The sequence below is a fragment of the Mameliella sp. MMSF_3455 genome, from assembly GCF_030733205.1.
In the GTDB taxonomy this organism is placed as follows: domain Bacteria; phylum Pseudomonadota; class Alphaproteobacteria; order Rhodobacterales; family Rhodobacteraceae; genus Antarctobacter.
The window spans coordinates 25,315-47,114 of sequence record NZ_JASHJL010000042.1 but is presented as its reverse complement, the minus strand read 5'-3'; the positions used below and the strand labels follow the sequence as shown (position 1 = coordinate 47,114).

At 65.5% G+C, this 21,800-nt stretch carries 25 protein-coding genes; 6 read left to right on the top strand and 19 right to left on the bottom strand.

The genetic code is table 11. The features are described 5' to 3' along the window. Positions 1-844: zinc-ribbon domain-containing protein (locus tag RBB42_RS22660; protein WP_306043835.1), on the bottom strand; the 844-nt coding region annotated here is incomplete at its 3' end. A gap of 171 nt (positions 845-1,015) precedes the next feature. Between RBB42_RS22660 and RBB42_RS22655 the strand changes: the two genes are divergently transcribed. The 5 genes from RBB42_RS22655 (at position 1,016) to RBB42_RS22635 (ending at position 4,727) form a co-directional block, all read left to right on the top strand. Continuing rightward, a complete protein-coding gene (locus RBB42_RS22655) occupies positions 1,016-1,693 on the top strand; it encodes a cell division ATP-binding protein FtsE (protein ID WP_305968787.1) in 678 nt (225 codons plus the stop codon). Further along, entirely contained in the window at positions 1,690-2,592 is a 903-nt protein-coding gene (locus RBB42_RS22650; RefSeq protein ID WP_305968788.1) for a cell division protein FtsX, read from the top strand. The genes RBB42_RS22655 and RBB42_RS22650 overlap by 4 nt, the downstream gene beginning before the upstream one ends. After that, positions 2,592-3,323, top strand: a complete 732-nt coding sequence (locus tag RBB42_RS22645; protein ID WP_305968789.1) for a lysophospholipid acyltransferase family protein — start codon at positions 2,592-2,594, stop codon at positions 3,321-3,323. Before RBB42_RS22650 ends, RBB42_RS22645 begins: the two co-directional genes overlap by 1 nt. Then, complete coding sequence (locus RBB42_RS22640; RefSeq protein ID WP_305968790.1) at positions 3,301-3,906, top strand: pyridoxamine 5'-phosphate oxidase family protein; 606 nt, start codon at positions 3,301-3,303, stop codon at positions 3,904-3,906. The genes RBB42_RS22645 and RBB42_RS22640 overlap by 23 nt, the downstream gene beginning before the upstream one ends. Before the next feature lie 110 nt (positions 3,907-4,016). Continuing rightward, entirely contained in the window at positions 4,017-4,727 is a 711-nt protein-coding gene (locus RBB42_RS22635) for an intradiol ring-cleavage dioxygenase (RefSeq protein ID WP_305968791.1), read from the top strand. Between the two features lie 39 nt (positions 4,728-4,766). On the opposite strand, the gene RBB42_RS22630 is transcribed toward RBB42_RS22635, so the two are convergent. The 18 genes from RBB42_RS22630 to mdh all read right to left on the bottom strand — a co-directional run bounded on the left by RBB42_RS22630 (position 4,767) and on the right by mdh (position 20,846). Then, positions 4,767-5,108: a hypothetical protein gene (locus RBB42_RS22630; RefSeq protein ID WP_305968792.1), complete on the bottom strand. Its 342-nt coding sequence runs from the start codon at positions 5,106-5,108 to the stop codon at positions 4,767-4,769. Next, complete coding sequence (locus tag RBB42_RS22625; protein WP_305968793.1) at positions 5,098-5,343, bottom strand: RebB family R body protein; 246 nt, start codon at positions 5,341-5,343, stop codon at positions 5,098-5,100. Before RBB42_RS22625 ends, RBB42_RS22630 begins: the two co-directional genes overlap by 11 nt. An 11-nt stretch (positions 5,344-5,354) precedes the next feature. Further along, on the bottom strand, positions 5,355-5,576 hold the full coding sequence (locus RBB42_RS22620) for a RebB family R body protein (RefSeq protein WP_305968794.1): 222 nt from the start codon (positions 5,574-5,576) through the stop codon (positions 5,355-5,357). Then, complete coding sequence (locus RBB42_RS22615) at positions 5,573-5,869, bottom strand: RebB family R body protein (protein ID WP_305968795.1); 297 nt, start codon at positions 5,867-5,869, stop codon at positions 5,573-5,575. Before RBB42_RS22615 ends, RBB42_RS22620 begins: the two co-directional genes overlap by 4 nt. Before the next feature lie 14 nt (positions 5,870-5,883). Next, positions 5,884-6,060, bottom strand: coding sequence for a hypothetical protein (locus RBB42_RS22610; RefSeq protein ID WP_305968796.1), 177 nt, complete (start codon positions 6,058-6,060; stop codon positions 5,884-5,886). 164 nt (positions 6,061-6,224) lie between these two features. Beyond that, entirely contained in the window at positions 6,225-7,619 is a 1,395-nt protein-coding gene (lpdA, locus tag RBB42_RS22605; RefSeq protein ID WP_305968797.1) for a dihydrolipoyl dehydrogenase, read from the bottom strand. 115 nt (positions 7,620-7,734) lie between these two features. Then, the gene (locus RBB42_RS22600; protein WP_305968798.1) at positions 7,735-8,145 is read right to left on the bottom strand and encodes an MAPEG family protein; all 411 of its coding nucleotides are present in this window, start codon (positions 8,143-8,145) and stop codon (positions 7,735-7,737) included. A 55-nt stretch (positions 8,146-8,200) separates the two neighbouring features. After that, entirely contained in the window at positions 8,201-9,163 is a 963-nt protein-coding gene (locus RBB42_RS22595) for a glycosyltransferase family 2 protein (RefSeq protein WP_306043834.1), read from the bottom strand. Then, on the bottom strand, positions 9,160-9,681 hold the full coding sequence (locus RBB42_RS22590) for a hypothetical protein (protein ID WP_305968800.1): 522 nt from the start codon (positions 9,679-9,681) through the stop codon (positions 9,160-9,162). Before RBB42_RS22590 ends, RBB42_RS22595 begins: the two co-directional genes overlap by 4 nt. 64 nt (positions 9,682-9,745) lie before the next feature. Beyond that, complete coding sequence (gene odhB / locus RBB42_RS22585) at positions 9,746-11,278, bottom strand: 2-oxoglutarate dehydrogenase complex dihydrolipoyllysine-residue succinyltransferase (protein ID WP_305968801.1); 1,533 nt, start codon at positions 11,276-11,278, stop codon at positions 9,746-9,748. A 4-nt stretch (positions 11,279-11,282) separates the two neighbouring features. Beyond that, entirely contained in the window at positions 11,283-14,255 is a 2,973-nt protein-coding gene (locus tag RBB42_RS22580) for a 2-oxoglutarate dehydrogenase E1 component (protein WP_305968802.1), read from the bottom strand. Next, positions 14,252-14,455, bottom strand: coding sequence for a hypothetical protein (locus RBB42_RS22575; protein WP_305968803.1), 204 nt, complete (start codon positions 14,453-14,455; stop codon positions 14,252-14,254). The genes RBB42_RS22580 and RBB42_RS22575 overlap by 4 nt, the downstream gene beginning before the upstream one ends. Continuing rightward, entirely contained in the window at positions 14,452-15,096 is a 645-nt protein-coding gene (locus RBB42_RS22570; RefSeq protein ID WP_305968804.1) for a hypothetical protein, read from the bottom strand. The genes RBB42_RS22575 and RBB42_RS22570 overlap by 4 nt, the downstream gene beginning before the upstream one ends. A gap of 117 nt (positions 15,097-15,213) precedes the next feature. Continuing rightward, positions 15,214-16,095 carry a succinate--CoA ligase subunit alpha gene (gene sucD / locus RBB42_RS22565; protein ID WP_305968805.1) on the bottom strand — a complete coding sequence of 294 codons (882 nt, stop codon included), beginning with the start codon at positions 16,093-16,095 and terminating at the stop codon, positions 15,214-15,216. Between the two features lie 89 nt (positions 16,096-16,184). Then, positions 16,185-17,327: a hypothetical protein gene (locus RBB42_RS22560; protein ID WP_305968806.1), complete on the bottom strand. Its 1,143-nt coding sequence runs from the start codon at positions 17,325-17,327 to the stop codon at positions 16,185-16,187. A gap of 44 nt (positions 17,328-17,371) precedes the next feature. Next, on the bottom strand, positions 17,372-18,244 hold the full coding sequence (locus RBB42_RS22555) for a hypothetical protein (RefSeq protein WP_305968807.1): 873 nt from the start codon (positions 18,242-18,244) through the stop codon (positions 17,372-17,374). Between the two features lie 124 nt (positions 18,245-18,368). Beyond that, positions 18,369-19,562: an ADP-forming succinate--CoA ligase subunit beta gene (sucC, locus tag RBB42_RS22550; RefSeq protein WP_305968808.1), complete on the bottom strand. Its 1,194-nt coding sequence runs from the start codon at positions 19,560-19,562 to the stop codon at positions 18,369-18,371. A gap of 321 nt (positions 19,563-19,883) precedes the next feature. Then, positions 19,884-20,846 carry a malate dehydrogenase gene (gene mdh / locus RBB42_RS22545; RefSeq protein ID WP_305968809.1) on the bottom strand — a complete coding sequence of 321 codons (963 nt, stop codon included), beginning with the start codon at positions 20,844-20,846 and terminating at the stop codon, positions 19,884-19,886. 159 nt (positions 20,847-21,005) lie between these two features. Here mdh and RBB42_RS22540 point away from each other — a divergent pair, with 159 nt between their 5' ends. Beyond that, positions 21,006-21,761, top strand: coding sequence for a sulfite exporter TauE/SafE family protein (locus tag RBB42_RS22540; RefSeq protein ID WP_305968810.1), 756 nt, complete (start codon positions 21,006-21,008; stop codon positions 21,759-21,761). Positions 21,762-21,800 lie beyond the last annotated feature (39 nt).

Here is a 21,800-nt window from a genome sequence, read left to right as displayed (position 1 = left end):
GGCCTGCGTTGACCGTTTCGACGTAGCTTTGCAGGTAGGGGGCGATCGGCGGGAACTGCGCCGAGAGGCGCGGGGTGGCAACGTAAAGCCCAAGGCCAAGCGCGGCCACCATCACCACGACCATGAACCCACGTGCAAACGGGCTGCCGGTCTCGCGCGGCGAGGTCTGTGACGGGCGACCGGCGTCGCGGTCGACCACGCGCGGTTCCGAGGCCGAGCGCAGGGTCTGGTTGATCTCTTCGACATCCGGCAGCATGTCGCGCCGGGACGCGGCCGCCGCAGCCGCTGCAGCGGCGTGCAATTCGGAATCGTCCTTTTCCGGTTCCGGCTCTGATTCCGGATCGGGATGTCTTGGCGACTCTGCAACGTCCTCGCCCTTGAGCCGTGCCATGCGCTCGCGGCTTTCGCGGGTGCGCCGGGACTGTTCGGATTCCGCCGGCGGTTCCAATCCGAGATCGGGCTGGGTTTCCAACCCGTCCGCGGCGCGCTGTCGCGCCTCGAATTCGCGTTCCTCACGGAACAGTTCGGCCATTTCCGGGTCGATGCTGCTGCGCGGCGGGATCTCTGCCGGAATAGGTCCGCCGTCCGTGTCCTCGTCCGTGCCTTCGTCGGGATCTAGGTCCGGCTCGAGGTCCGGGGCAAGTTCGGCCTGAGGCGTCGGCTCCGGCACCGGTTCCGGCGTGGGCCTGGGCGCTGGCTCGGGTCGCGCGGCGGCATCCTGTGTCACCCGCTTCTGGAACCAGGTGTGCCCGCAGTTTGAACACTGCACGTCGCGGCCCGCCTCGGGGATGACCTCGAGGGGTACGTCGTATTGAGCGCCGCAATTTGGGCAAACCAGCCGCATTCCGCCTTGTCCCTGTCTTTTCCGTCCCTTGCGGGGCATTGGCGCCCCGCGTGAACCTTAAGCTGCCCGTATCGGCGGGAAAAGTCCAATTCTGCGTGGCTTGCGTTGCAACGGCCCGATGGCTCGGGCAAAACTGCCGGCGAAACTGACAAGGCAGAGGCAGAACCGCCCGTGATCGAGCTGGACAACGTGGCCTATTCCTACAGCGGCGCGGCGATCCTCTCCGGGGTCAGCCTGCAGCTTGCTCCGGGATCGTTCCATTTTCTGACCGGGCCGTCCGGCTCGGGCAAGACCACCTTCCTGAAACTCTGCTACGGTGCCCTGCGCCCGACAGAGGGGCAGGTCTCGATCTTTGGCGAGGACCTGGCCGCGATGGACCGGGACGCGGTGGCGATGGCCCGCCGCCGGATCGGCGTCGTGCACCAGGATTGCCAGTTCCTGGACCATCTGCCGGTGGCCGAAAACGTGGCCCTGCCGCTGACGGTCTCGGGGCAGGCCTCGCCCGATCAGGCCGACAACCTGCGCGAGCTGATGACATGGGTCGGCCTGACCGAGAAATTCGAGGCCCTGCCGCCGGAATTGTCGGGGGGCGAACGCCAGCGCGCAGCCCTGGCGCGGGCACTGATCCTGTCGCCGGATGTGATCCTGGCCGATGAACCGACCGGCAACGTCGACTGGGAAATGTCCCAGCGCTTGCTGCGCCTGCTGGTCGAACTCAACCGGATGGGCAAGACCGTGATGATCGCCACCCATGACCTGATGTTGATCCGCGCGGCCAAGAGCGTTGTGAACGCGCGCAATTTGCGCATCGCTGGCGGCAGCCTGCAGGCCGCGGGGGCGGACCTATGACCGTGCTGGACCGGATCAAGACCCTGGCCGCCCGGGACGCGGGCGCCGACCGGGTGGTGCCCCCGGCGGGCTTTACCGTGCGGCTGACCCTGTTCACCGCCGCGGCGATGGCCTTTCTGACGGTGTTTGCGCTGGCGCTGTCGCTGGCGGCGGGACGTCTTGCCACCAGTTGGGGCGAGGATTTGGCCCGTGCCTCGACCATTCGCATCTCGGCGCCCGAAGGGCAGCTTGCGGCGCAGACCGCCGCCGTATTGCGGGTGCTGGACCAAACGCCCGGCGTCGCCTCGGCCCGCGCCATGACTGCCGAAGAACAGCGCGCCCTGTTGGAACCCTGGTTCGGTCCCGACCTCCCGATCGAGAGCCTGCCCATGCCGCAACTTGTCGAACTGCAGGAATCGGGTGACGGCTACGATGCCGATGGCCTGCGCCTTCGCCTGCAGGCCGAGGCGCCGGGTGCGGTGCTGGACGAACACAGCCGCTGGAGGCGCCCGCTGGTCGCGGCTGCCGGACGGCTGCGCCTGCTGGGCTGGACGGCGATCCTGCTGATCGGGGCGGCCACCGGGGCCATGGTGACCCTCGCCGCCCATGCCGCGTTGGCGGCAAATGCGCAGGTCATCGCGGTTCTGCGGCTGGTCGGGGCCACCGACGGCTACATCGCGGGGGCCTTCGTGCGTCGCTTTGCCCTGCGCACGCTTGTCGGGGCGGCGGCGGGCACCGCGATCGGCTTGCTGGCGCTGCTGGTCGTGCCGGCGGGCGGGGACACGGGCGGCATCCTGACGGGGCTGCGTTTTGCCGGGCTGCAATGGCTCTGGCCGCTGCTTGTCCCGCCTTTGGCCGCCGTGGTGGCCTTTTTTGCAACCGAACTGGCCGCGCGCCGTGTTCTGGGAGAGCTGGCCTGATGCGCTGGGTGATGTCGTTCCTTTTCGTGATCCAGATGTACGCCATGATGGCGATCATGGGGATCGTCTTTCTGCCGCTCGCCCTGGCTTCGCGCGGTGGCGCGCGCTTTGCCTGCCGGACCTACTGTCGCTGGGTCCGCCTGACGGCAAGGATCATGGTGGGACTGCGCACCGAGGTGCGCGGCGAGGTTCCGCAGGGCGAGGTCCTGATCGCCTCCAAGCATCAGAGTTTCCTGGACATCATCCTGATCTTCGGCGCTGTGCCCGCGGGCAAGTTCATCATGAAGCGCGAGCTGATGTGGGCGCCGGTGATCGGCCAGTACGCCCTGCGCATCGGCTGTGTCCCGGTCGAGCGCGGCAAGCGCGGACAGGCCATCGCGCGCATGGTCAAGGACGTGGCGCGCGGTGCCGCCGTTCCCGGCCAGCTCATCATCTACCCGCAGGGAACCCGCATCGCGCCGGGCGTCAAGGCGCCCTACAAGGTCGGCACGGCGATTCTCTACGAACAGACAGGCCAGCCCTGCGTGCCTGCGGCAACGAATGTCGGCCTGTTCTGGCCGCGCAAGGGCATCTATCGCAAGCCGGGGCTGGCGGTGGTGGAATTCCTGCCGGTGATCCAGCCGGGACTGGAAAAATACGCCTTCCTGGAAAGGTTGGAGAAAGAGGTGGAAACCGCCTCCAACGCGCTGATGAAGGAGGCGGGCTTCGATGCGGAAAATCACGACGCTTGAGGATCTGCACGCCCGGTATGGCGCGCCGGTGCCCGCGGCGCTGTCCAAGGTGGCGCCGCGCCTGACCCCGCTCTATCGCCGCTGGATCGAGGGCGCGCGCTTTGCCATCCTGTCGACCGCCGGGCCGGAGGGTGTTCATGGCTCGCCGCGCGGCGACGACGGCCCCGTCGTGCGGGTCGCTGACGAGACCACCCTGATGATGCCGGACTGGTGGGGGAACAACCGGCTCGATTGCCTGCGCGACATCGTGCAGGACGGGCGCGCGGCGCTGCTGTTCCTGGTGCCGGGGACGAATACCACCGTGCGGGTCAACGGGCGGGCGTATCTGACCGATGACGAGGACCTGCGCCGCAGCTTTGCCAAGGGCGACCGCCTGCCCGCCACGGTGATCGTGATGGAGGTGGCAGAAGTCTATACCCAATGCGCCAAGGCTCTGATGCGCTCTGGCCTCTGGACCAGCGGCGATATGTCGGTGGGCCTGCCGACCACCGGAGAGATCCTAGCCGACATGTCGGACGGCGAGCATGGCGGCAGCGACTATGACCGGACCTACCCGGACTACGCCAAGCCGCGGATGTGGTGACGCAGCGCGCCGCTTGGTGCGCCGTTGCACAGGCGGTGTTCACCAGCACCAAGAGCGAAACCGCGTCCTGATCCGTTTCACCCTGTGAACGGGATCGAAAGGACATCCGCATGAGCACACCTTCAACGACGCGCCGCGCCCTTCTGGCCGGATTTGCCGCCTCACCCATCGCCGTGGCCGGGGTGGGCGCCTTTCCCCGCGCGGCGCGGGCCCAGGCCCAGGCGGCGGGGCTGATCACGCCCAATGTCTGCATGGTGCTTCCAGAGACGACCGAGGGCCCCTACTACTTCGATCCCGAGCTTGTACGTCGCGACATCACCGAGGGGCGCCAAGGCGAAGCGATGCGCCTGCAGTTGCAGGTGGTTGATGCGGATTGCCAGCCGATCGAGGGCGCGCGCGTCGACATCTGGCATTGCGATGCGCGGGGCATCTACTCGGGCTATCGGAACAGGGGCACCGATGTCGATGCACGGGGAGAGACGTTCCTGCGCGGCACCCAATCCACCGGCCCGCGTGGCGTGGCGACATTCGATACGATCTATCCCGGTTGGTACCCGGGCCGCACGACGCACATTCACTACAAGGTCTTCCTGGACGAAAGCAGCGTTCTGACCAGCCAGATCTTCTTTCCCGATGCGCTGAGCGAATACCTGTTCCAGGCGGTTCCCCCCTACAACGAGCGCGAGGATCCGCGCGACACCAAGAACCGGGACGACTGGATCGCGCGACGCGCGGGCGAGGGCGCCTTTGCCGCGATCCGCGAACAGGTGTCGGGATATGACGCGGCGCTGGTTGTCGGGATCGACCCGGGCAAGGCGTGACCGGATCAACCCTCACAGGGGGCAGTATCGTGCAGGGGCTCAGGCCAGGGCCTTTTCGGCATCGGCCAGCATCGAGCGGGCGCGGTCCACGGCCGAACTGGCCGCGTCCATAATGGCCTGGCCCGCTTCCACGTTGCCCTCTGCATGTTTCGATACCGCCAGCGAGAAGGCCGCCTCGCTCAGGACCTGCATCCGGCGCAGGTGCGCGACGGCGTCCTGCAGCGCCATGTTGAGCGCCAGGGCGCGGGCCTCTTCCTCGGCGCTCTTGGCCAGGGCCGTCGCCTCGGCCGGGGCCAACTGACGCAACTTGGAAACGGTGTCTGCTATCTGGCTGTTGACCTCGGTCCCGCCGGGGGCAGCCGCGCCGGACTCAGCCCCCATGAGAGGCCTCCGATCCCGAATGCTGCCCCATGCGTTTCAGCGCAGCGGCCAGAGCCGCGTCGGCAAGGACTTGCGTTGCCTCCTGCTGCGCGGCGGCGGCCTGCGTGCTGCTGGCCAGGGCGGCCACGAACCCCTGCGCCATGAGCGCCTGCGCCACGGAGCCTGCCGTGCCCAGCGTCATCAGCGCGGTCTGGCTGACAGTATCGGTGACCTGGCTATTTGCCATGTTCGCCATAGTGATCCCCCCTACGGTGTCAGTCCGGCAGTGGCCCGTACGACGACGGCCTGCCGCAAGAGCGTCATGTTGGACGATCCGCTCTGGAGCGCCACAACTCGCAGTCCCGCCGCGTTGGACGATGCCTGGAAACTGGCGGCGACGGCCTGTGCCGCTGCCTGTCCCAAGACCGACAGGTTGCTCTGACTGACGGCATCCGTGATCTGGGGATTCGCGGTTTCGGGCATGGTCATGCGCCTCCCGTGGCTGGTGTGGCGCTGGGCGGTTCCGCCGTTTCGACGCTGTTCCGCAGGCTGTTGGTATTGTCCTTCAGGCTGTAGATCTGCATCACGCCCTGGTTCGTGGCGGCCTGTGCCAGAATCTGGGCCTGTTGCTGTGCGTTCACGGCGTTCTCGAACAGGATGCCCGTGCTGTGCGACATCGCCTGGTACAGCGACCCGAGGGCCATCGCAGGTGCCTCGCTGACAACCTTGACGTTGGATTGCGTTACCGCGTCGGTCACTTGCGGATTGACGGTTTCGACCATGATGGCATTCCCTTTCAATCTTTTCCTGGGGCCAGAATCTTCGCGATGGCCGCTGCGGTTTCCTGCAGTTGCGCCTGTTGATGCACCTGTTGGGCCTCGACCGCCTCGAACATCATCCGAGAGATGTTTTCGGCGGTACGCAAACCGGCAAGGGCCACGGCCTCTGCAGAGTGGTGATCGTTTTCGGACATTTGCTTCCCCTGCGTCAGTTAACGTTAAGAGGGAGACGATCTTCTGAAAAGAATTATCTGGGTTGTGTCCCGCAGATACTGTCGGAACAAAAAAGACCCGCGGCCAGAGGGGGCGCGGGTCCAAAGAAGGGACGCAGCCGGGGCGTCCCTTGGTGTTGAGACGTTCACATGTGGATCGGACCGTCGCCACAGGCCAGCGCCGCTTCGCGCACCGCCTCCGAGAAGGTCGGGTGCGCATGGCAGGTCAGTGCGACGTCCTCGGCCGAGGCGCCGAACTCCATCGCCACGCAGATCTCGTGGATCAGGTCACCCGCGCTCGGTCCGATGATGTGGCAGCCCAGCACGCGGTCGGTTTCCTTGTCCGCCAACAGCTTCACGAACCCGTCGCCCTGGAACACGGCCTTGGCCCGTCCATTGCCCATGAAGGAGAACTTGCCGACCTTGTAGGCGCGGCCCTCGTCCTTCAGCTCCTGCTCGGTCTTGCCGACCGAGGCCACCTCGGGTGCGGTATAGATCACGCCCGGGATCACGCCATAATTGACGTGGCCGTGCTTGCCCGCGATCACCTCGGCGCAGGCCATGCCTTCGTCCTCGGCCTTGTGTGCCAGCATCGGGCCGTCGATCACGTCGCCGATGGCATAGACGCCCGCAACGTTTGTGCGCCACTGCTTGTCGGTCTTGATCTGACCGCGCTCGCTCATCTCGACGCCCAGCTTGTCCAGTCCCAGCCCTTCGGTGAAGGGGCGCCGCCCGGTCGCGCACAGCACCACGTCGGCGTCCACGGTTTCCTCGCTGTCGTCCTTGCGCAGCTTGTAGGTCACCTTGGCCTTGGTCTTGGTCGCCTCGACCTTTTGCACTGCCGCGCCCATGACAAAGCTCATCCCCTGCTTTTCGAGGATCTTCTTGAACTGGCGCTGGACCTCGGTATCCATGCCGGGCGTGATGGCGTCGAGGAACTCGATCACCTGCACCTCGGTGCCCAGACGGGCATAGACCGAGCCCATCTCCAGCCCGATGACACCGGCCCCGATGACGATCATCTTTTTCGGCACCTTGCCCAGCTCCAGCGCGCCGGTCGAGGTCACGACAATCTTTTCGTCGACGGTCACATCGGCGCCCGGCACGGGCGAGGCCTCGGAGCCGGAGGCGATGATGATGTTCTTGGCCTCGTGGACTTCGTCACCGACCTTGACCTTGCCCGCCTCGGGGATCGAGCCCCAGCCCTTGAGCCAGTCGATCTTGTTCTTCTTGAACAGGAATTCGATGCCCTTGGTGTTCTGGCCGATGACGTCGTCCTTGTAGGCCAGCATCTGTTTCCAGTCGACCGAGGGCGCCTTGCCCTTGAGGCCCATCTTGGCAAAGTTGTGCTCTGCCTCGTGCAACTGGTGGCTGGCGTGCAAGAGCGCCTTGGAGGGGATGCAGCCCACGTTCAGGCAGGTGCCGCCCAGGGTCTCGCGCCCCTCGACGCAGGCGGTCTTCAGCCCCAGTTGCGCGCAGCGGATCGCGGCGACGTAGCCGCCGGGGCCCGCGCCGATCACGATGACGTCGTATTGTGCCATGTCGTTTTCCTTTCGTTGTCTACCGGGGAAAGGGGGGCTGCCCCACCTGCCTGCGGCAGGTTCCCCGGGGGTATTTGCTGCCCGAAGCAGGGCAGGGGTGTGCGGGTTGGATCGGTCATATCAGGGCGTTCAGCAACATCAGGACCGTGGCGCCGAAGCCCGCCAGCCAGATCAGCGATCGCCAGGGCGCCCAGCCGTAGTAGTAGGCCGGGACATAGAGAATGCGTGCGAGCAGGTAGATACCGGAAAGCGCCGCCGTGATCCCGTTGCCCTGGTCCGACCAGGTCGTGACGAAGACCGCGATGGCGAACAGGATCAGCCCCTCGAAATGATTGTCGAGCGCGCGTTTCAGCCGGCCGGTCTTGACCGACAGCTGGTCCTCCAGCGATCCGCCCAGCCGGTCGCGATCACGAGGACTCGTGGTCTTGCCCATGCCCAGTTCGCGGTTGGCGGGCACGGACATCAGGACGTACTGCACCACTTGCAACAGCGCGGCGAGGGTGAGAGCGGTGAGTTCGGGGGTCATCGCCTCCCCCCGTCCCGGCCGTGTCCCGGGATCTCTGACAGGCGGGGCGTTTCGATCATGCCGATGCCTTTCTGCGCGTCCAGGCCACGCGGTTCTCCGAGGTCAGCAACCGGGCGCGGGTGTCCCGGAACCACGCGTGGCAGGCGGCCTCGGCCTCTGCAATGGCCGGATCGCGTCGCCAATCGGCCAGGGTTGCGCGCAGGGCCGGGGCGCGGTCGGCAAGGCGTCGTTCCTCGACCTCGTTTCGGTTGGCGGCACGATGCCACGCGCTGTTCAGGTGGTATTTGCCGGCGCCTTGCTTGCCCTGGCCATCGCCGCGATCGTTCTTCATCAGGAAACAGTCCTCGGACCGTATCGCATAGTGAAACAATTGCGCGGTCCTCGCGCGGGCGGCGATGTAATGCGGGCGGAACCGGGCGCTTTTCGCATTGTAGAGCGTGCGATTGTCCAGAAATTCCCCATCCGGGGTCATCACCACGGGATCCGATATCTGCGGGTCCAGCGGGTTGTGATCCGTGGCGCGGGCAAAGCTGGCCAGTTTGAACAGGCACTTGGTCTTGGTCTCGCGCGGGATGGGGCGCGGCTCGGCCATCGTGTTGCTCTCGGTCACCAGATCACCGGGCGTCCAGTCCGTCACGCCGCTGTCGCCAAAAGCGCGCCAGGGGATTGCGACGCAATCCGCCCGTTCGGTGCGGGCCAGCAGATCTTCCAGCGTGCCGTCCAGCAGGGCGAGGAATTCGTCGCTGTCGATGTGCAAAACATGGGTGATGCCGTGATCGCGCGCACGCGCCAGGACCAGGTCCATGCCGCTGTCCTGCGGCGAGGCCCCTGCGGGCACCTCCTGCGCGATATGCGTGACAAGCCCCTTGGCCGCCAGCGCATCCAGCAGCGCGTCCGAACCATCGGTGCAATTGTTCGTCACCACGATCACCCGGTCAAAGCCAAGCGCCCGGTGATGCGCCAGCCATTCCAGCACGAAGATGCCTTCGTTGCGCATACAGGCGGCGAGAGCGATCATTGCGCCGCCTCGAATTCATCCATGAGCCGCGAGATTTCGGCCATTTCGGCAGGCTCCAGAACGGTCTGGTCGGTAGCGTCCCGCAGATCCTTCAGCAGGTGCCATTCTTCTTCGGTTCTCAGGTGGCCGCGCGCAATCGCTTGGGTCGCCAGATCGCGCAGCAGCCCACTCTCGGCCATCAGGTCAAAGCCGAGCGTTGTCCGAAAATGCGCCAGAAACCCCTGAACCGCCTCGGTGAGGTCGGCGTTGCCCTGTTGCAAGTGGCTGCGCAACTCGCTGGCCGTGACCGAATACCACGATTGAAGATCGCGCAGGATAGATCGGGCTCCACGCGCATCGCGCGTCATGTCGAAGAAAGTGATGAATTCGCTGCCTGGCACGACAATTTCATTCAGGTCCGGCTCGGTGCCGAAGGCCTCTCTGTGAATCCGGATGCGCCATTCGCGGTACAGGTCGACACCGCGCGCAAGGCGTATGACGGCCGGGCGCAAGTCCGCTTTGGTGCTGTTCTGAGCCATGGGAATGGGCACTTTGCGACAGGGCGACGCGGTCCCGCAGGGCAGTGCGGGACCGCGGAATGGATCACAGATCCATCAGCAGGCGGCGCGGATCTTCCAGCGCTTCCTTGACGCGGACAAGGAAGGTCACCGCGCCCTTGCCGTCGACGATGCGGTGGTCGTAGGACAGGGCGAGGTACATCATCGGGCGGATCTTGATTTCGCCGTTGATGACCATCGGGCGGTCCTGGATCTTGTGCATGCCGAGAATGCCCGACTGCGGGGGGTTCAGGATCGGCGAGGACATGAGCGAGCCATAGACACCACCGTTCGAGATGGTGAAGGTGCCGCCCTGCATTTCCGCCATCGACAGCTTGCCGTCGCGGGCGCGGCGGCCTTTCTCGCCGATCGCCTTCTCGATCTCGGCAAAGCTCATCTGGTCGGCGTCGCGGATGACAGGAACTACGAGGCCCTGCGGCGTGCCCGCGGCGATGCCCATGTGCACGAAGTTCTTGTAGACGATCTCGTTGCCGTCGATCTCTGCGTTGACTTCGGGCACCTCCTTCAGCGCGTGGCAGCAGGCCTTGGTGAAGAACGACATGAAGCCCAGGCGCACGCCGTGCTTTTTCTCGAAGAGGTCCTTGTATTCCTTCCGCAGTGCCATCGTTTCCGTCATGTCCACCTCGTTGTAAGTGGTGAGGATCGCGGCGGTGTTCTGCGCGTCCTTGAGACGGCGGGCGATGGTCTGGCGCAGCCGGGTCATCTTGACCCGTTCCTCGCGGCCCGCGTCCTCGGCCGGAACAGGCGCGCGCGGCGCGGCGGCGGGGGCCGATGCGGCGGGCGCGGCCGAAGCGGCGGCCACGGCGGCGGCAACGTCGGCTTTGGTGGCGCGACCGTCACGGCCGGTGCCCTGCACCTGCTCGCGCTTGATCCCGGCCTCGGCCATGGCCTTTTCGGCGGCGGGGCCGTCCTTGATGTCCTTGCCCGGCCCCGCGTCGCCGGCGGGCGGGGTCTGGTACTGCTTGCCCTGCGCGGCCTCGTCCGGTGCCGGGGCGGCGGCCACGGCAGCCCCGCCCGAGGACAGGACCGCCAGCTTGGCGTCCGCCTGCACGGTGGTGCCTTCCTCGGCGACGATCTCTGTCAGCGTGCCTGCGGCGGGGGCGGGCACCTCGACCGAGACCTTGTCGGTTTCCAGCTCGCACAGCATCTCGTCCTGCGCGACCGTGTCGCCGACCTTCTTGAACCAGGTCGAAACGGTCGCCTCGGACACGCTTTCGCCCAGCGTCGGCACCATGACGTCGACATTCTCTCCGCCACCGGTGCTTTCCTTGGCCTCGGCTGCTGGCTCGGGCTTGGCCGCAGGTGCGCTTTCGGCACCTCCAGCCCCTTCCGAGATATTGGCCAGGAGGGCATCGACGCCAACTGTCTCGCCTTCGGCGGCGACAATGTCGCTCAGCGTCCCGGCGACGGGCGAGGGCACCTCGACCGTGACCTTGTCTGTTTCAAGCTCGCAGAGCATTTCGTCCACCGCCACGGCATCGCCGGGCTTCTTGAACCAGGTTGCGACCGTTGCTTCGGTCACCGATTCCCCAAGCGTGGGAACACGCACTTCGGTCATGGTCTTACTTTCCTTCCACTGTCAGCGCTTCGTCAACAAGCGCCTCTTGCTGTGCTTTGTGCTGGCTGGCCAGGCCCGTGGCGGGGCTGGCCGATGTGGCGCGGCCCACGTAGCGCGGGCGCGGATGCGTGGCGCCGATGCGGCCCAGCACCCATTCGATATTGGGTTCGATGAAACTCCAGGCGCCCTGGTTCTTGGGCTCTTCCTGGCACCAGAGTATCTCGGCCCCCTTGAACCGTTCCAGTTCCTTGACCAGCGAAATCGCCGGGAAGGGATAGAACTGTTCGATCCTGAGCAGGTAGATGTCGTCGATGCCGCGCGCGTCGCGTTCCTCGAGCAGGTCGTAGTAGACCTTGCCGGAACACAATACCACGCGCTTGATCTTGTCGTCCGCCACCAGCTTGGTTTCGCTCTCGCCGGATTCCGCGCTGTCCCAGAGAACCCGGTGGAACGAGGAATTGGTGGTGAACATGTCGGCGTTCGAAACGCAGAGCTTGTGCCGCAGCAGCGATTTCGGTGTCATCAGGATCAGCGGCTTGCGGAATGTCCGGTGCAGCTGACGGCGCAGGATGTGGAAATAGTTCGCGGGTGTCGAACAGTTCGCCACGATCCAGTTGTCCTGTCCGCACATCTGCAGGAAACGTTCCAGGCGCGCCGAGGAGTGTTCCGGGCCCTGGCCTTCGAAGCCGTGCGGCAGCAGGCAGACAAGGCCCGACATCCGCAGCCATTTCGATTCACCCGAGCTGATGAACTGGTCGAACATGATCTGCGCGCCATTGGCAAAGTCGCCGAACTGCGCCTCCCAGAGGGTCAGCGCATTGGGTTCGGCCAGCGAATAGCCGTATTCGAACCCAAGCACCGCGTATTCCGACAGGGCGCTGTCGATCACTTCGAACCGGGCCTGCCCTTCGCGGATGTTGTTCAGCGGGTAGTAGCGCTCTTCCGTTTCCTGGTTCACGATGCCCGAATGGCGCTGCGAGAAGGTACCGCGGGTCGAGTCCTGGCCCGCCAGGCGCACCGGGTAGCCCTCGAGCTGCAGCGAGCCGAAGGCCAGCGCCTCTGCGGTGGCCCAGTCGAACCCTTTGCCGGTCTCGAACATCTTGGCGCGGCTTTCCAGCAGGCGGCCCACCGTGCGGTGCACCGGGAAACCGTCGGGCAGATGGGTCAGGGCCTTGCCGACGTCGGCCAGATCCTTCTCGGAGATCGAGGTCTGGCCGCGCTGGTACTTGCCCTCTTTCTGCTTGTCGAGGTGGCTCCACCGGCCATCCAGCCAGTCCGCCTTGTTCGGGCGATAGACCTTGCCGGCCTCGAATTCCTCGTTCAGCAGCGCCTGGAAGGCGGCCTTCATGTCCTCGATCTCGCCCTCGGGGATCAGCCCGTCCTTGACCAGCCGTTCGGTATACAGCGTCAGCGTGGTCTTCTGCTTCTTGATCTTGTTGTACATGATCGGGTTGGTGAACATGGGCTCGTCGCCCTCGTTGTGACCGAACCGGCGATAGCAGAAGATGTCGATGACCACGTCCTTGCCGAACTTCTGGCGGAACTCGGTCGCGACCTTGGCGGCATGCACCACGGCCTCGGGGTCGTCGCCGTTGACGTGGAAGATCGGCGCCTCGACCACCAGCGCGTTGTCGGTGGGATAGGGCGACGAGCGCGAGAAGTGCGGCGCCGTGGTAAAGCCGATCTGGTTGTTCACGACGATATGGATCGTGCCGCCGGTGCGGTGCCCGCGCAGACCGGAAAGCGCGAAACATTCCGCGACGACGCCCTGGCCGGCAAAGGCCGCGTCGCCGTGCAGCAGGATCGGCATGACCTGGATACGGTCATGGTCGTGGTACTGGTCCTGCTTGGCGCGGACCTTGCCCAGGACAACCGGGTTCACCGCCTCGAGGTGCGAGGGGTTGGCGGTCAGAGACAGGTGGACGGGGTGGCCGTCAAAGGTGCGGTCAGAGGAGGCACCGAGGTGGTATTTCACGTCGCCCGATCCATCCACGTCCTCGGGCTTGAAGCTGCCGCCCTGGAATTCGTTGAAGATCGCCTTGTAGGGCTTGTTCATCACGTTGGCGAGCACCGACAGACGGCCACGGTGCGGCATCCCGATGACGATTTCCTTGACGCCCAGGTTGCCGCCGCGCTTGATGATCTGCTCCATCGCGGGGATCAGGCTTTCGCCACCATCGAGGCCGAACCGCTTGGTGCCCATGTACTTGACGTGCAGGAACTTCTCGAAACCCTCGGCCTCGACCATCTTGTTCAGGATCGCCTTGCGCCCCTCGCGGGTGAACTTGACCTCCTTGCCAAAGCCCTCGATCCGCTCCTTGAGCCAGCTGGCCTGCTCGGGGTCCGAGATGTGCATGTACTGCAGGGCGAAGGTGCCGCAATAGGTGCGCTTGATGATCGACAGGATCTCGCGCAGCGATGCGATCTGCAGGCCCAGAACATTGTCGATGAAGATCGGGCGATCCATGTCGCCCTCGGTGAAGCCATAGGACTTCGGGTCCAGCTCGGGGTGGTTCGAGGTGTCGCGCAGGCCCAGCGGGTCAAGGTCGGCGGCCAGGTGGCCCCGGATCCGGTAGGCGCGGATGATCATCAGGGCGCGAATGCTGTCCAGCACGGCGCGCTGGACCTGATCGTCAGTGACCTTGACGCCCTGTTCCTCGGCCTTGTCCTTGATCTTCTTGCCGGCGCTCTTGGCCTCGGCGGGAACGGCGGGCATGGGCCATTCGCCGGTCAGTGCCCCGGTCAGGTCGTCCTCGGGCGCGGGCGGCCAGTCCGTGCGGGCCCAGCTGGGACCGCTGGCCTCCTTGCGCACGTCCACCTCTGCATCGCCCAACTGGCGAAAGAACTCGGCCCAGGCGTCGTCGACCGCGTTCGGATCGGCGGCATAGCGGGCGTACATCTGTTCGAGGTACTCCGCGTTGTGCCCCTGCATGAAGCTGGAGGCATGGAAGAGGTCATTGGGGCTTTGGTCGGTCATTGAGGCACCTCGTTGGGGTTGGGACCGTATTCGTTGGGACCGGGGTGAATGGACAAGTCTGTAAATCTGGCGGGATCATCCGGGGTCAGGGCGGCGGAGGCCCAACCGGCAAGGCAGAGCGTCAGAAGGGCGGCGCCGGTCAGCAGGTTCACCAGACGCCACATGCGGCCCTGTCCGTCTTGCGGGGGTGTTCCTGTCATCGCAACGTCTCCGCGCGCCAGTCCAGACCCCAGTATGCCACGCCATCGGTCGCCGTGAAGACAAATGCGGCGCGGTGGTAACTCTCGCGGCTTTCGCCAGAGCCGTACCCCGCATCGAACCGCCACACGGTTGTGTCGTCCATCTGCCCTTTCGCAACGAATGGCAGCGCGGCCGCGATCCCTTCGGCGGCGCTGTTGTCATCGGGCAGGACGGCAAGGCAAGTCCGGTCCTTGAACTCGGGGTGCAGCCCGTCAGCGATGAACATCCAACCGCCCGCGCCATCGGTCATCGTGAAAATGCCGTCGCGGGCGATCCTGCCGGCCATGATGTCGCGCTGGAACGCAAGTTCCTCCTGCGTTTCCTCGGGCGGCAACTGGCCATCGGCCAGGCGACGGGCCACATGCCATTCCGCCAGAATGCGCAGGCCTTCGGCGTCGGTGGTTTCGGTCCAGCCGTCGGGCAGGCCCGTGAAGGGGTTGGCATTTTCTGCACTGGGGGCACCGCAGTAGCGATCGAAAAACGCCAGCGCCTCGGCGGGCGTCATGGCCGAGACCGGCTCTGCCAACGCGATCAGGGCAAAAGCCACCAGCGCGCCCTGGCAACCTGCCATTGCCGGCCTTGTTGTGACACTGCGTGCCATCTCGCTCTCCACCGCCCCTGGGCTGATCCGGGGCCTTCTGCTGTGGTGCCCGGTCCGGAGTTCTCCGGGCCGGGGCGTTTGTTCAGGTCATGCCGGGCAGGGCGCCCGGCGCCGCGATCAGCCGATGGCTTTCAGCACGGCCTCGCCGAGGGTCGCGGGGCTGTCGGCCACCACGATGCCCGCGGAATTCATCGCCTCGATCTTGTCGTCGGCGCCGCCCTTGCCGCCGGCGACGATCGCGCCCGCGTGGCCCATGCGGCGTCCCGGAGGCGCCGTGCGGCCGGCGATGAAACCGGCGGTCGGCTTGGAACGGCCCTTCTTGGCCTCGTCCTTGAGGAACTGCGCCGCTTCTTCCTCGGCGGAGCCGCCGATCTCGCCGATCATGATGATAGCCTCGGTCTCGTCATCGGCCAGGAACCACTCCAGCACGTCGATATGCTCGGTGCCCTTGATCGGGTCGCCGCCGATGCCGACGCAGGTCGACTGGCCCAGGCCCACGTCGGTGGTCTGCTTGACCGCCTCGTAGGTCAGCGTGCCCGAGCGTGAGACCACGCCCACCTTGCCGCGCTTGTGGATGTGGCCGGGCATGATGCCGATCTTGCAGGCGTCGGGCGTGATGACACCGGGGCAGTTCGGGCCGATCAGCACCGAGTTCGAGGTTTCCAGCGCACGCTTGACCCGCATCATGTCCAGCACCGGGATGCCTTCGGTGATGCAGACGATCAACTCCATCTCGGCGTCGATCGCCTCTAGGATCGAATCCGCGGCGAAGGGCGGCGGGACATAGATCACCGAGGCATTGGCCTCGGTCACATGCTTGGCCTCGTGGACCGAGTTGAAGACCGGCAGGTCCAGGTGGGTCTGGCCGCCTTTGCCCGGGGTCACGCCGCCGACCATCTTGGTGCCGTAGGCAATCGCCTGCTCGGTGTGGAAGGTGCCTTGCGAGCCGGTGAGGCCCTGGCAGATCACTTTGGTGTTTTCATCGATGAGGACGGCCATGTGCTTTCCTGTCTTTGGGTGATGATCAAGCAGCGCGGCTGCGCGGCGTCGGGTTGGGCCTGCAAGCAGGCGATGAAAGGGGCCACTGGTCAGAAAGTCTCAATGTGATCGACCTCCTGTCTTGCGGCGTCTTCGGTGCGTTTCGCCACCGTCATCTCGTCCCACCAGTCCAGCAGGACCTCGATGGCGACACGGGCGACGGCATCGGCCTCGTCGTCCGCGTCCTGCGCTTGGGGCGCGGGCAATGGACGCTCGGGGAACAGCGTCTCCCGCTCGGGGAAATAGGTTTCCAGGATCGCCTTCTCGTGCGGGGCGTTGCGGCGGCGGATCTCCTGCGCCTGTTCCGGCGTCAGGCGCAGTTTCTCGCGGCCGGCGGCGGCCCCGTCCAGGGCCTGGACCAGGCGCGCGCGAAAGCCGGCGGGCAGGCGTTCCTCGAGTTCCGGCAGCAGTCTGTTCATCCGGACAAGAAAGGGCACGGCCTCGGGCCAGTAGGCCTCGTTGCTGCGTTCCGAGATCGACAGTTCGGCCGGGTTCACCCCGAAGAGGCCGAAGAAATCCTGCATCAGGTCGCCGCCCACCAGGGTGCTGCGGTCGAACAGGCGCACATGCAGGCGGTCGCGCCCCACATGGGCCGCCCAGCGGTCCAGCACCGCGCGTGTGTCATAGAGGGCCGGGCTTTGCATGAACTCGTCCAGCGTGTGCGACACGCCCCCGCGCAGGGTCTGGGAATAGCGGCTGAGGATGCGGTCTTCCTGGCGGCGGATGTAGACGAGATAGGTTACCTCGTCGAACCGCGGTTCGATCAGTTCGCGCAGGATGCGGAATTGTTCATCCGTGCGCACGCTCAGCGACAGGTCCTCGCAGGACAACAACACCGTGCCGGGGCCTTGCAGGTTGGCGACCTCGTTGATCGCGTTGTGCAGCCGGGCCGGGAAACCCTGCACGAAGGCCGCGCGTTTCTCTGGCGTGTCCAGCGGCAGGCGGCGGGCGATATACTGTGGCAGCGTCTCCCCAGAGTCGAGCTGGACGTAGGCCGACAAAGAAATCTGCGCGTAACGCTCGCCGTAGAGATTGGGAAAGAACAGCCCGCGCGACTTGAGCAGACCCCAGTTGGCATGCAGCACCGACTGGATCGCGGTCGTGCCCGTCTTGGACAGGCCGATATGCACGACACAGCGCCGTGTCCCGTCGGAACGGGGGGCGAAGGGGCTCTGTGCGGCGGTTTCGGTCATCTTGCTGGCGGGCTCTCGTTCTGTGTCGTGTCTGTGTTGCGTGTCTACTGTGCGGCCCAGGTCCGGAACTCGGCGCGTCGGTCTGCAAAGCAGTGACCTTCGATCCAGGCCATCGTCTCGGCGTTGCGGGCGGCAATGGCGCTGCGGGTCTCCGCGGAAAGGCTGGGCCGTTTGGGAGCACGCGCCAGTGGCATCAGCCCGCGCAGCCCGTCCCGGAAAGAGGTGTTGAGCCGCTTTGCGCGCGTCTCGACCGCGCCTGCCGGGAGGCCCAGAACACGCGCGAAATCCTCGATCAGGCCGTTTCCGCGCAGCCAGTCTTCGCGGAATAGCCGCACGTCCAGCGCCTCGGGGCCCACGGCCTGCTGCCACATGCCCAGAAGCCGGGCAAAGGGCGCCTGGCCGATGCGTTGCGCGAAGTCCGCGAGGGATTCGCCCTGACCGCTTCTGCGCTTGTGGTGGCCGTACAGGCTCACAAGCCAGGGTTCGGGATGGCGGATATAGGCCACGTAGCGGACACGGCCGAACAGCGAGGACAGCCAGCCGGCCAGGGCCTGCATCGCGGCGGGCGTCATGTTCCGACCCACCAGCGCCTCGCTCGATCCGACCCAGGTGTCGAAACCGCCGCTGGCCACCCGTGCCTCGAAGTCGCGGCGGAAGTCCTCTGCCACGCGATCCTGGCTGGCACGATCGGTGATGCCCAGAACGTCGTTCATCGGGCGCGCGGGCACGTCTTCGCCGGCCAGCGTACAGGCCAGGACCTGCAACTGCGGATTGGTGCAGACAACGTCTGTGCGCGGGTCCATCCGGCGATACCAGATGCCCTGGTCGGCCAATGCCGAGGCCTGATCGCCCAGCCATTGCTGCAGGGCGGTCGAGCCGCATTTGTTGAAGCCGATATGAAGGATGGCGTCGGGCATGACGATGTCTGGATAGGCTCTCAGTTCTGGATCGGGCCGGGACAGTGCGGATCGCGGCGGGCGTCCCGCCACTCTCGCGCAAGGACCCCCGGTGCCCCGAAAGGCACCGGGGGGGATCCGTTGATCAGCCCTTGACCGCTTTCACGATCTTCTCGGCGCCGTCCTTGAGGTCGTCCGCGGCGATCACGTCGAGGCCGGAGTTCGAGATGATCTCCTTGCCTTTCTCGACGTTGGTGCCTTCAAGGCGCACGACCAGCGGAACCTGCAGGCCCACCTCTTTCACCGCGGCGATCACGCCCTCGGCGATGACGTCGCAGCGCATGATGCCGCCGAAGATGTTGACCAGGATGCCCTTCACGTTCGGGTCGCTGGTGATGATCTTGAAGGCCTCGGTCACTTTCTCCTTGGTGGCGCCGCCACCCACGTCGAGGAAGTTGGCCGGTTCCGCGCCGTAGAGCTTGATGATGTCCATCGTGGCCATCGCAAGGCCGGCACCGTTGACCATGCAGCCGATCTCGCCGTCCAGCGCGATGTAGTTCAGGTCGTACTTGGAGGCCTCCAGTTCCTTTGGGTCCTCCTCGGTGGTGTCGCGCAGCTCGGCGATGTCGGCGTGGCGGTAGACCGCGTTGCCGTCAAAGCCCATCTTGGCGTCGAGGCATTTCAGATCGCCCGCGTCGGTCACGATCAGCGGGTTGATCTCCAGCATCTCCATGTCCTTCTCGAGGAAGAGCTTGTAGAGCGTGCCCATGAGCGCGACGCACTGCTTCACCTGCTTGCCGGTCAGGCCAAGGTTGAAGGCGATGCGGCGACCGTGGAAGGCCTGGTAGCCGGTGGCCGGGTCGACGCTGAACGACAGGATCTTTTCCGGGGTGCTTTCGGCCACTTCCTCGATGTCCATGCCGCCCTCGGTCGAGGCGACAAAGGACACGCGGCTGGTCTGACGATCGACGAGCAGCGCCAGGTACATCTCGGTCTCGATACCCGAGCCGTCCTCGATGTAGATGCGGTTGACCTGCTTGCCGGCATCGCCGGTCTGCTTGGTCACCAGGGTACGGCCCAGCATCCGCTTGGCCTCCATCTCGGCCTCTTCCACGGATTTGGCCAGGCGCACGCCGCCTTTCTCGCCGGCGTCGGCCTCCTTGAAGGAGCCTTTGCCGCGGCCACCCGCGTGGATCTGTGCCTTGACGACCCAGAGCGGACCGTCCAGCGCGCCGGCGGCGGTCTTGGCTTCTTCGGCTTTCAGAACAACGCGGCCGTCCGAGACAGGCGCCCCGTAGCTGCGCAGGAGGGCCTTGGCCTGGTATTCGTGGATGTTCATGGGTCGTCTGTCCCCGTGTTGCTGCGGATTTTCCCTACCTAGGCAGTCTACGGGGGCGGTTAGAACCGAAATTTTCCCACATCGGCGAGATAAGGCCGGTTTTCCCGCATTTGTGATCACAGCCCCGAAAGCTGTGATCACATATTCGCAACCCCTTATCGGACAGGTGATTCGCAGCGAGCGCTACCATGTCGCGTGATGCGGGAAACAATCCATCCGGATAGTTGGCCCCCTGTTGTCCTTGCGTCATCCGGGGGCCTGAACGCAGGAACGCCCGGGCGCGGGGCCCGGGCGTTCCGAAAGTCCGATCTGCTGTGCGGGTTACGCCAGCGAGCTGTCGATGCCCTTGCAGGCCTCGACCAGGCCCTGAACCGCCTTGACCGAGGTGTCGAACATTTCCTGCTCTTCCTTGGTCAGCTTGATGTTCACGATCCGCTCGATGCCGCTGGCGCCGATCACCGTGGGCACGCCGACATACATGCCGTTCAGACCGAATTCGCCATCGCAGTATGCGGCGCAGGGCAGGACGCGCTTCTGGTCCTTGAGATAGGCCTCTGCCATCTCGATGGCCGAAGTGGCCGGCGCGTAAAAGGCCGAGCCGGTTTTCAGCAGGCCGACGATCTCGGCGCCGCCATCACGGGTGCGCTGCACGATGGCGTCGATCTTGTCCTTGGTGGTCCAACCCATGTCGATCAGGTCGGGCAGGGGGATGCCGGCAACGGTCGAGTAGCGGACCGAGGGCACCATGGTGTCGCCGTGACCGCCCAGGACAAAGGCGGTGACATCCTTCATCGAAACGCCGAATTCGAGGCTCAGGAAGTGGCGGAAGCGGGCCGAATCCAGCACGCCGGCCATGCCGCAGACCTTGTTCGCGGGCAGGCCCGAGAATTGCTGCAGCGCCCAGACCATCGCGTCCAGCGGGTTGGTGATGCAGATGACGAAGGCGTTGGGCGCGTGCTCGGCGATGCCCTCGCCGACCGACTTCATGACCTTGAGGTTGATGCCCAGCAGGTCGTCGCGGCTCATGCCCGGCTTGCGCGGCACGCCGGCGGTCACGATGCAGACATCCGCACCGGCGATGTCGGCGTAGTCCTGCGTGCCTTTCAGCGCGGCGTCGAAGCCTTCCGAGGGGCCGGACTCGGCGATGTCGAGCGCCTTGCCCTCGGGCGTGCCCTCGGCGATGTCGAACAGGACGACGTCGCCCAGTTCCTTCATTGCTGCGAGGTGGGCAAGCGTGCCACCGATCTGTCCCGCGCCGATCAGGGCAATCTTGGGTCTGGCCATGAATTCATCTCCGCCTTGCGTGAATTTGGCGCTTTGCGTACGCGCAGACGCGCCGCTTCGCAAGGGTGCTGCGTTGCGGCGCTTGGTCCGGAGGCCTTGTAGGTAGCGCTAAAGGCACGATAAGAACCTGTCACCGGGGAAAATTTCGCCGAGGCAAGCATGGAACTCTTCACGCCTTCCGTTTTCGCGGTGGCGATCCCGGCAGTGATCTTCGCAGGCATTTCCAAGGGTGGTTTCGGCTCTGGCGTGGCCTTTGCCAGCGCCTCGATTCTGGCGATCGTGCTGGATCCGGGCGTTGCGCTGGGGCTGATGTTGCCGCTCTTGATGCTGATCGACGTGGCCAGCCTGCCGGCCTACTGGCGCAAGTGGGACTGGGAGTCGGTGCGGGTGCTGCTGATCGGTTCGCTCCCGGGCACGATTCTCGGCGCGCTCTTCTATGCATGGACCGACCCAGATGCGATCCGGTTGCTGATCGGATCGATCGCGCTGCTTTTCGTGGCCTGGCGGATGGCGCAGGCCACGCGACTGATCCGGTTGGGCGAGACCGAATTCTCTCCCGGGGTGGGGCTGGCGTTGGGGGGCTTGCTGGGCTTCACCAGTTTCGTCAGTCACGCGGGCGGGCCGGCGGCCTCGGTCTATCTGCTGGGTCGGAAACTGGGCAAGACGACCTTCCAGTCAACGACCGTGCTGATCTTCTGGGCGGTGAACCTGTCGAAATCCGGCATCTATGCCGGCATGGGGATCTTCACCTGGGACATGCTGAAGCTGGACCTGTTCCTGATCCCCTTTGCGCTGCTTGGCACATGGTTGGGGGTCAAGGCGCATCACATGCTGCCCGAACGGCTGTTTTTCGGCATTGCCTACGTCGCATTGACCCTGACGGGCGCAAAACTGGTCTTCGATGCGCTGACCTGAACGGTCATGGAACCGGAACGCCCCGCGGGCCCCCGGTTC

What these genes read in the sequence shown, in the direction of transcription:
- RBB42_RS22650 (WP_305968788.1), top strand. Translation starts at nt 1,690, where the DNA reads ATGACCGTGCTGGACCGGATCAAGACCCTGGCCGCCCGGGACGCGGGC.
- RBB42_RS22645 (WP_305968789.1), top strand. Translation starts at nt 2,592, where the DNA reads ATGCGCTGGGTGATGTCGTTCCTTTTCGTGATCCAGATGTACGCCATG.
- RBB42_RS22640 (WP_305968790.1), top strand. Translation starts at nt 3,301, where the DNA reads ATGCGGAAAATCACGACGCTTGAGGATCTGCACGCCCGGTATGGCGCG.
- RBB42_RS22635 (WP_305968791.1), top strand. Translation starts at nt 4,017, where the DNA reads ATGAGCACACCTTCAACGACGCGCCGCGCCCTTCTGGCCGGATTTGCC.
- RBB42_RS22630 (WP_305968792.1), bottom strand. Translation starts at nt 5,108, where the DNA reads ATGGGGGCTGAGTCCGGCGCGGCTGCCCCCGGCGGGACCGAGGTCAAC.
- RBB42_RS22625 (WP_305968793.1), bottom strand. Translation starts at nt 5,343, where the DNA reads ATGGCGAACATGGCAAATAGCCAGGTCACCGATACTGTCAGCCAGACC.
- RBB42_RS22620 (WP_305968794.1), bottom strand. Translation starts at nt 5,576, where the DNA reads ATGACCATGCCCGAAACCGCGAATCCCCAGATCACGGATGCCGTCAGT.
- RBB42_RS22615 (WP_305968795.1), bottom strand. Translation starts at nt 5,869, where the DNA reads ATGGTCGAAACCGTCAATCCGCAAGTGACCGACGCGGTAACGCAATCC.
- RBB42_RS22610 (WP_305968796.1), bottom strand. Translation starts at nt 6,060, where the DNA reads ATGTCCGAAAACGATCACCACTCTGCAGAGGCCGTGGCCCTTGCCGGT.
- lpdA (WP_305968797.1), bottom strand. Translation starts at nt 7,619, where the DNA reads ATGGCACAATACGACGTCATCGTGATCGGCGCGGGCCCCGGCGGCTAC.
- RBB42_RS22600 (WP_305968798.1), bottom strand. Translation starts at nt 8,145, where the DNA reads ATGACCCCCGAACTCACCGCTCTCACCCTCGCCGCGCTGTTGCAAGTG.
- RBB42_RS22595 (WP_306043834.1), bottom strand. Translation starts at nt 9,163, where the DNA reads ATGATCGCTCTCGCCGCCTGTATGCGCAACGAAGGCATCTTCGTGCTG.
- RBB42_RS22590 (WP_305968800.1), bottom strand. Translation starts at nt 9,681, where the DNA reads ATGGCTCAGAACAGCACCAAAGCGGACTTGCGCCCGGCCGTCATACGC.
- odhB (WP_305968801.1), bottom strand. Translation starts at nt 11,278, where the DNA reads ATGACCGAAGTGCGTGTTCCCACGCTTGGGGAATCGGTGACCGAAGCA.
- RBB42_RS22580 (WP_305968802.1), bottom strand. Translation starts at nt 14,255, where the DNA reads ATGACCGACCAAAGCCCCAATGACCTCTTCCATGCCTCCAGCTTCATG.
- RBB42_RS22575 (WP_305968803.1), bottom strand. Translation starts at nt 14,455, where the DNA reads ATGACAGGAACACCCCCGCAAGACGGACAGGGCCGCATGTGGCGTCTG.
- RBB42_RS22570 (WP_305968804.1), bottom strand. Translation starts at nt 15,096, where the DNA reads ATGGCACGCAGTGTCACAACAAGGCCGGCAATGGCAGGTTGCCAGGGC.
- sucD (WP_305968805.1), bottom strand. Translation starts at nt 16,095, where the DNA reads ATGGCCGTCCTCATCGATGAAAACACCAAAGTGATCTGCCAGGGCCTC.
- RBB42_RS22560 (WP_305968806.1), bottom strand. Translation starts at nt 17,327, where the DNA reads ATGACCGAAACCGCCGCACAGAGCCCCTTCGCCCCCCGTTCCGACGGG.
- RBB42_RS22555 (WP_305968807.1), bottom strand. Translation starts at nt 18,244, where the DNA reads ATGCCCGACGCCATCCTTCATATCGGCTTCAACAAATGCGGCTCGACC.
- sucC (WP_305968808.1), bottom strand. Translation starts at nt 19,562, where the DNA reads ATGAACATCCACGAATACCAGGCCAAGGCCCTCCTGCGCAGCTACGGG.
- mdh (WP_305968809.1), bottom strand. Translation starts at nt 20,846, where the DNA reads ATGGCCAGACCCAAGATTGCCCTGATCGGCGCGGGACAGATCGGTGGC.
- RBB42_RS22540 (WP_305968810.1), top strand. Translation starts at nt 21,006, where the DNA reads ATGGAACTCTTCACGCCTTCCGTTTTCGCGGTGGCGATCCCGGCAGTG.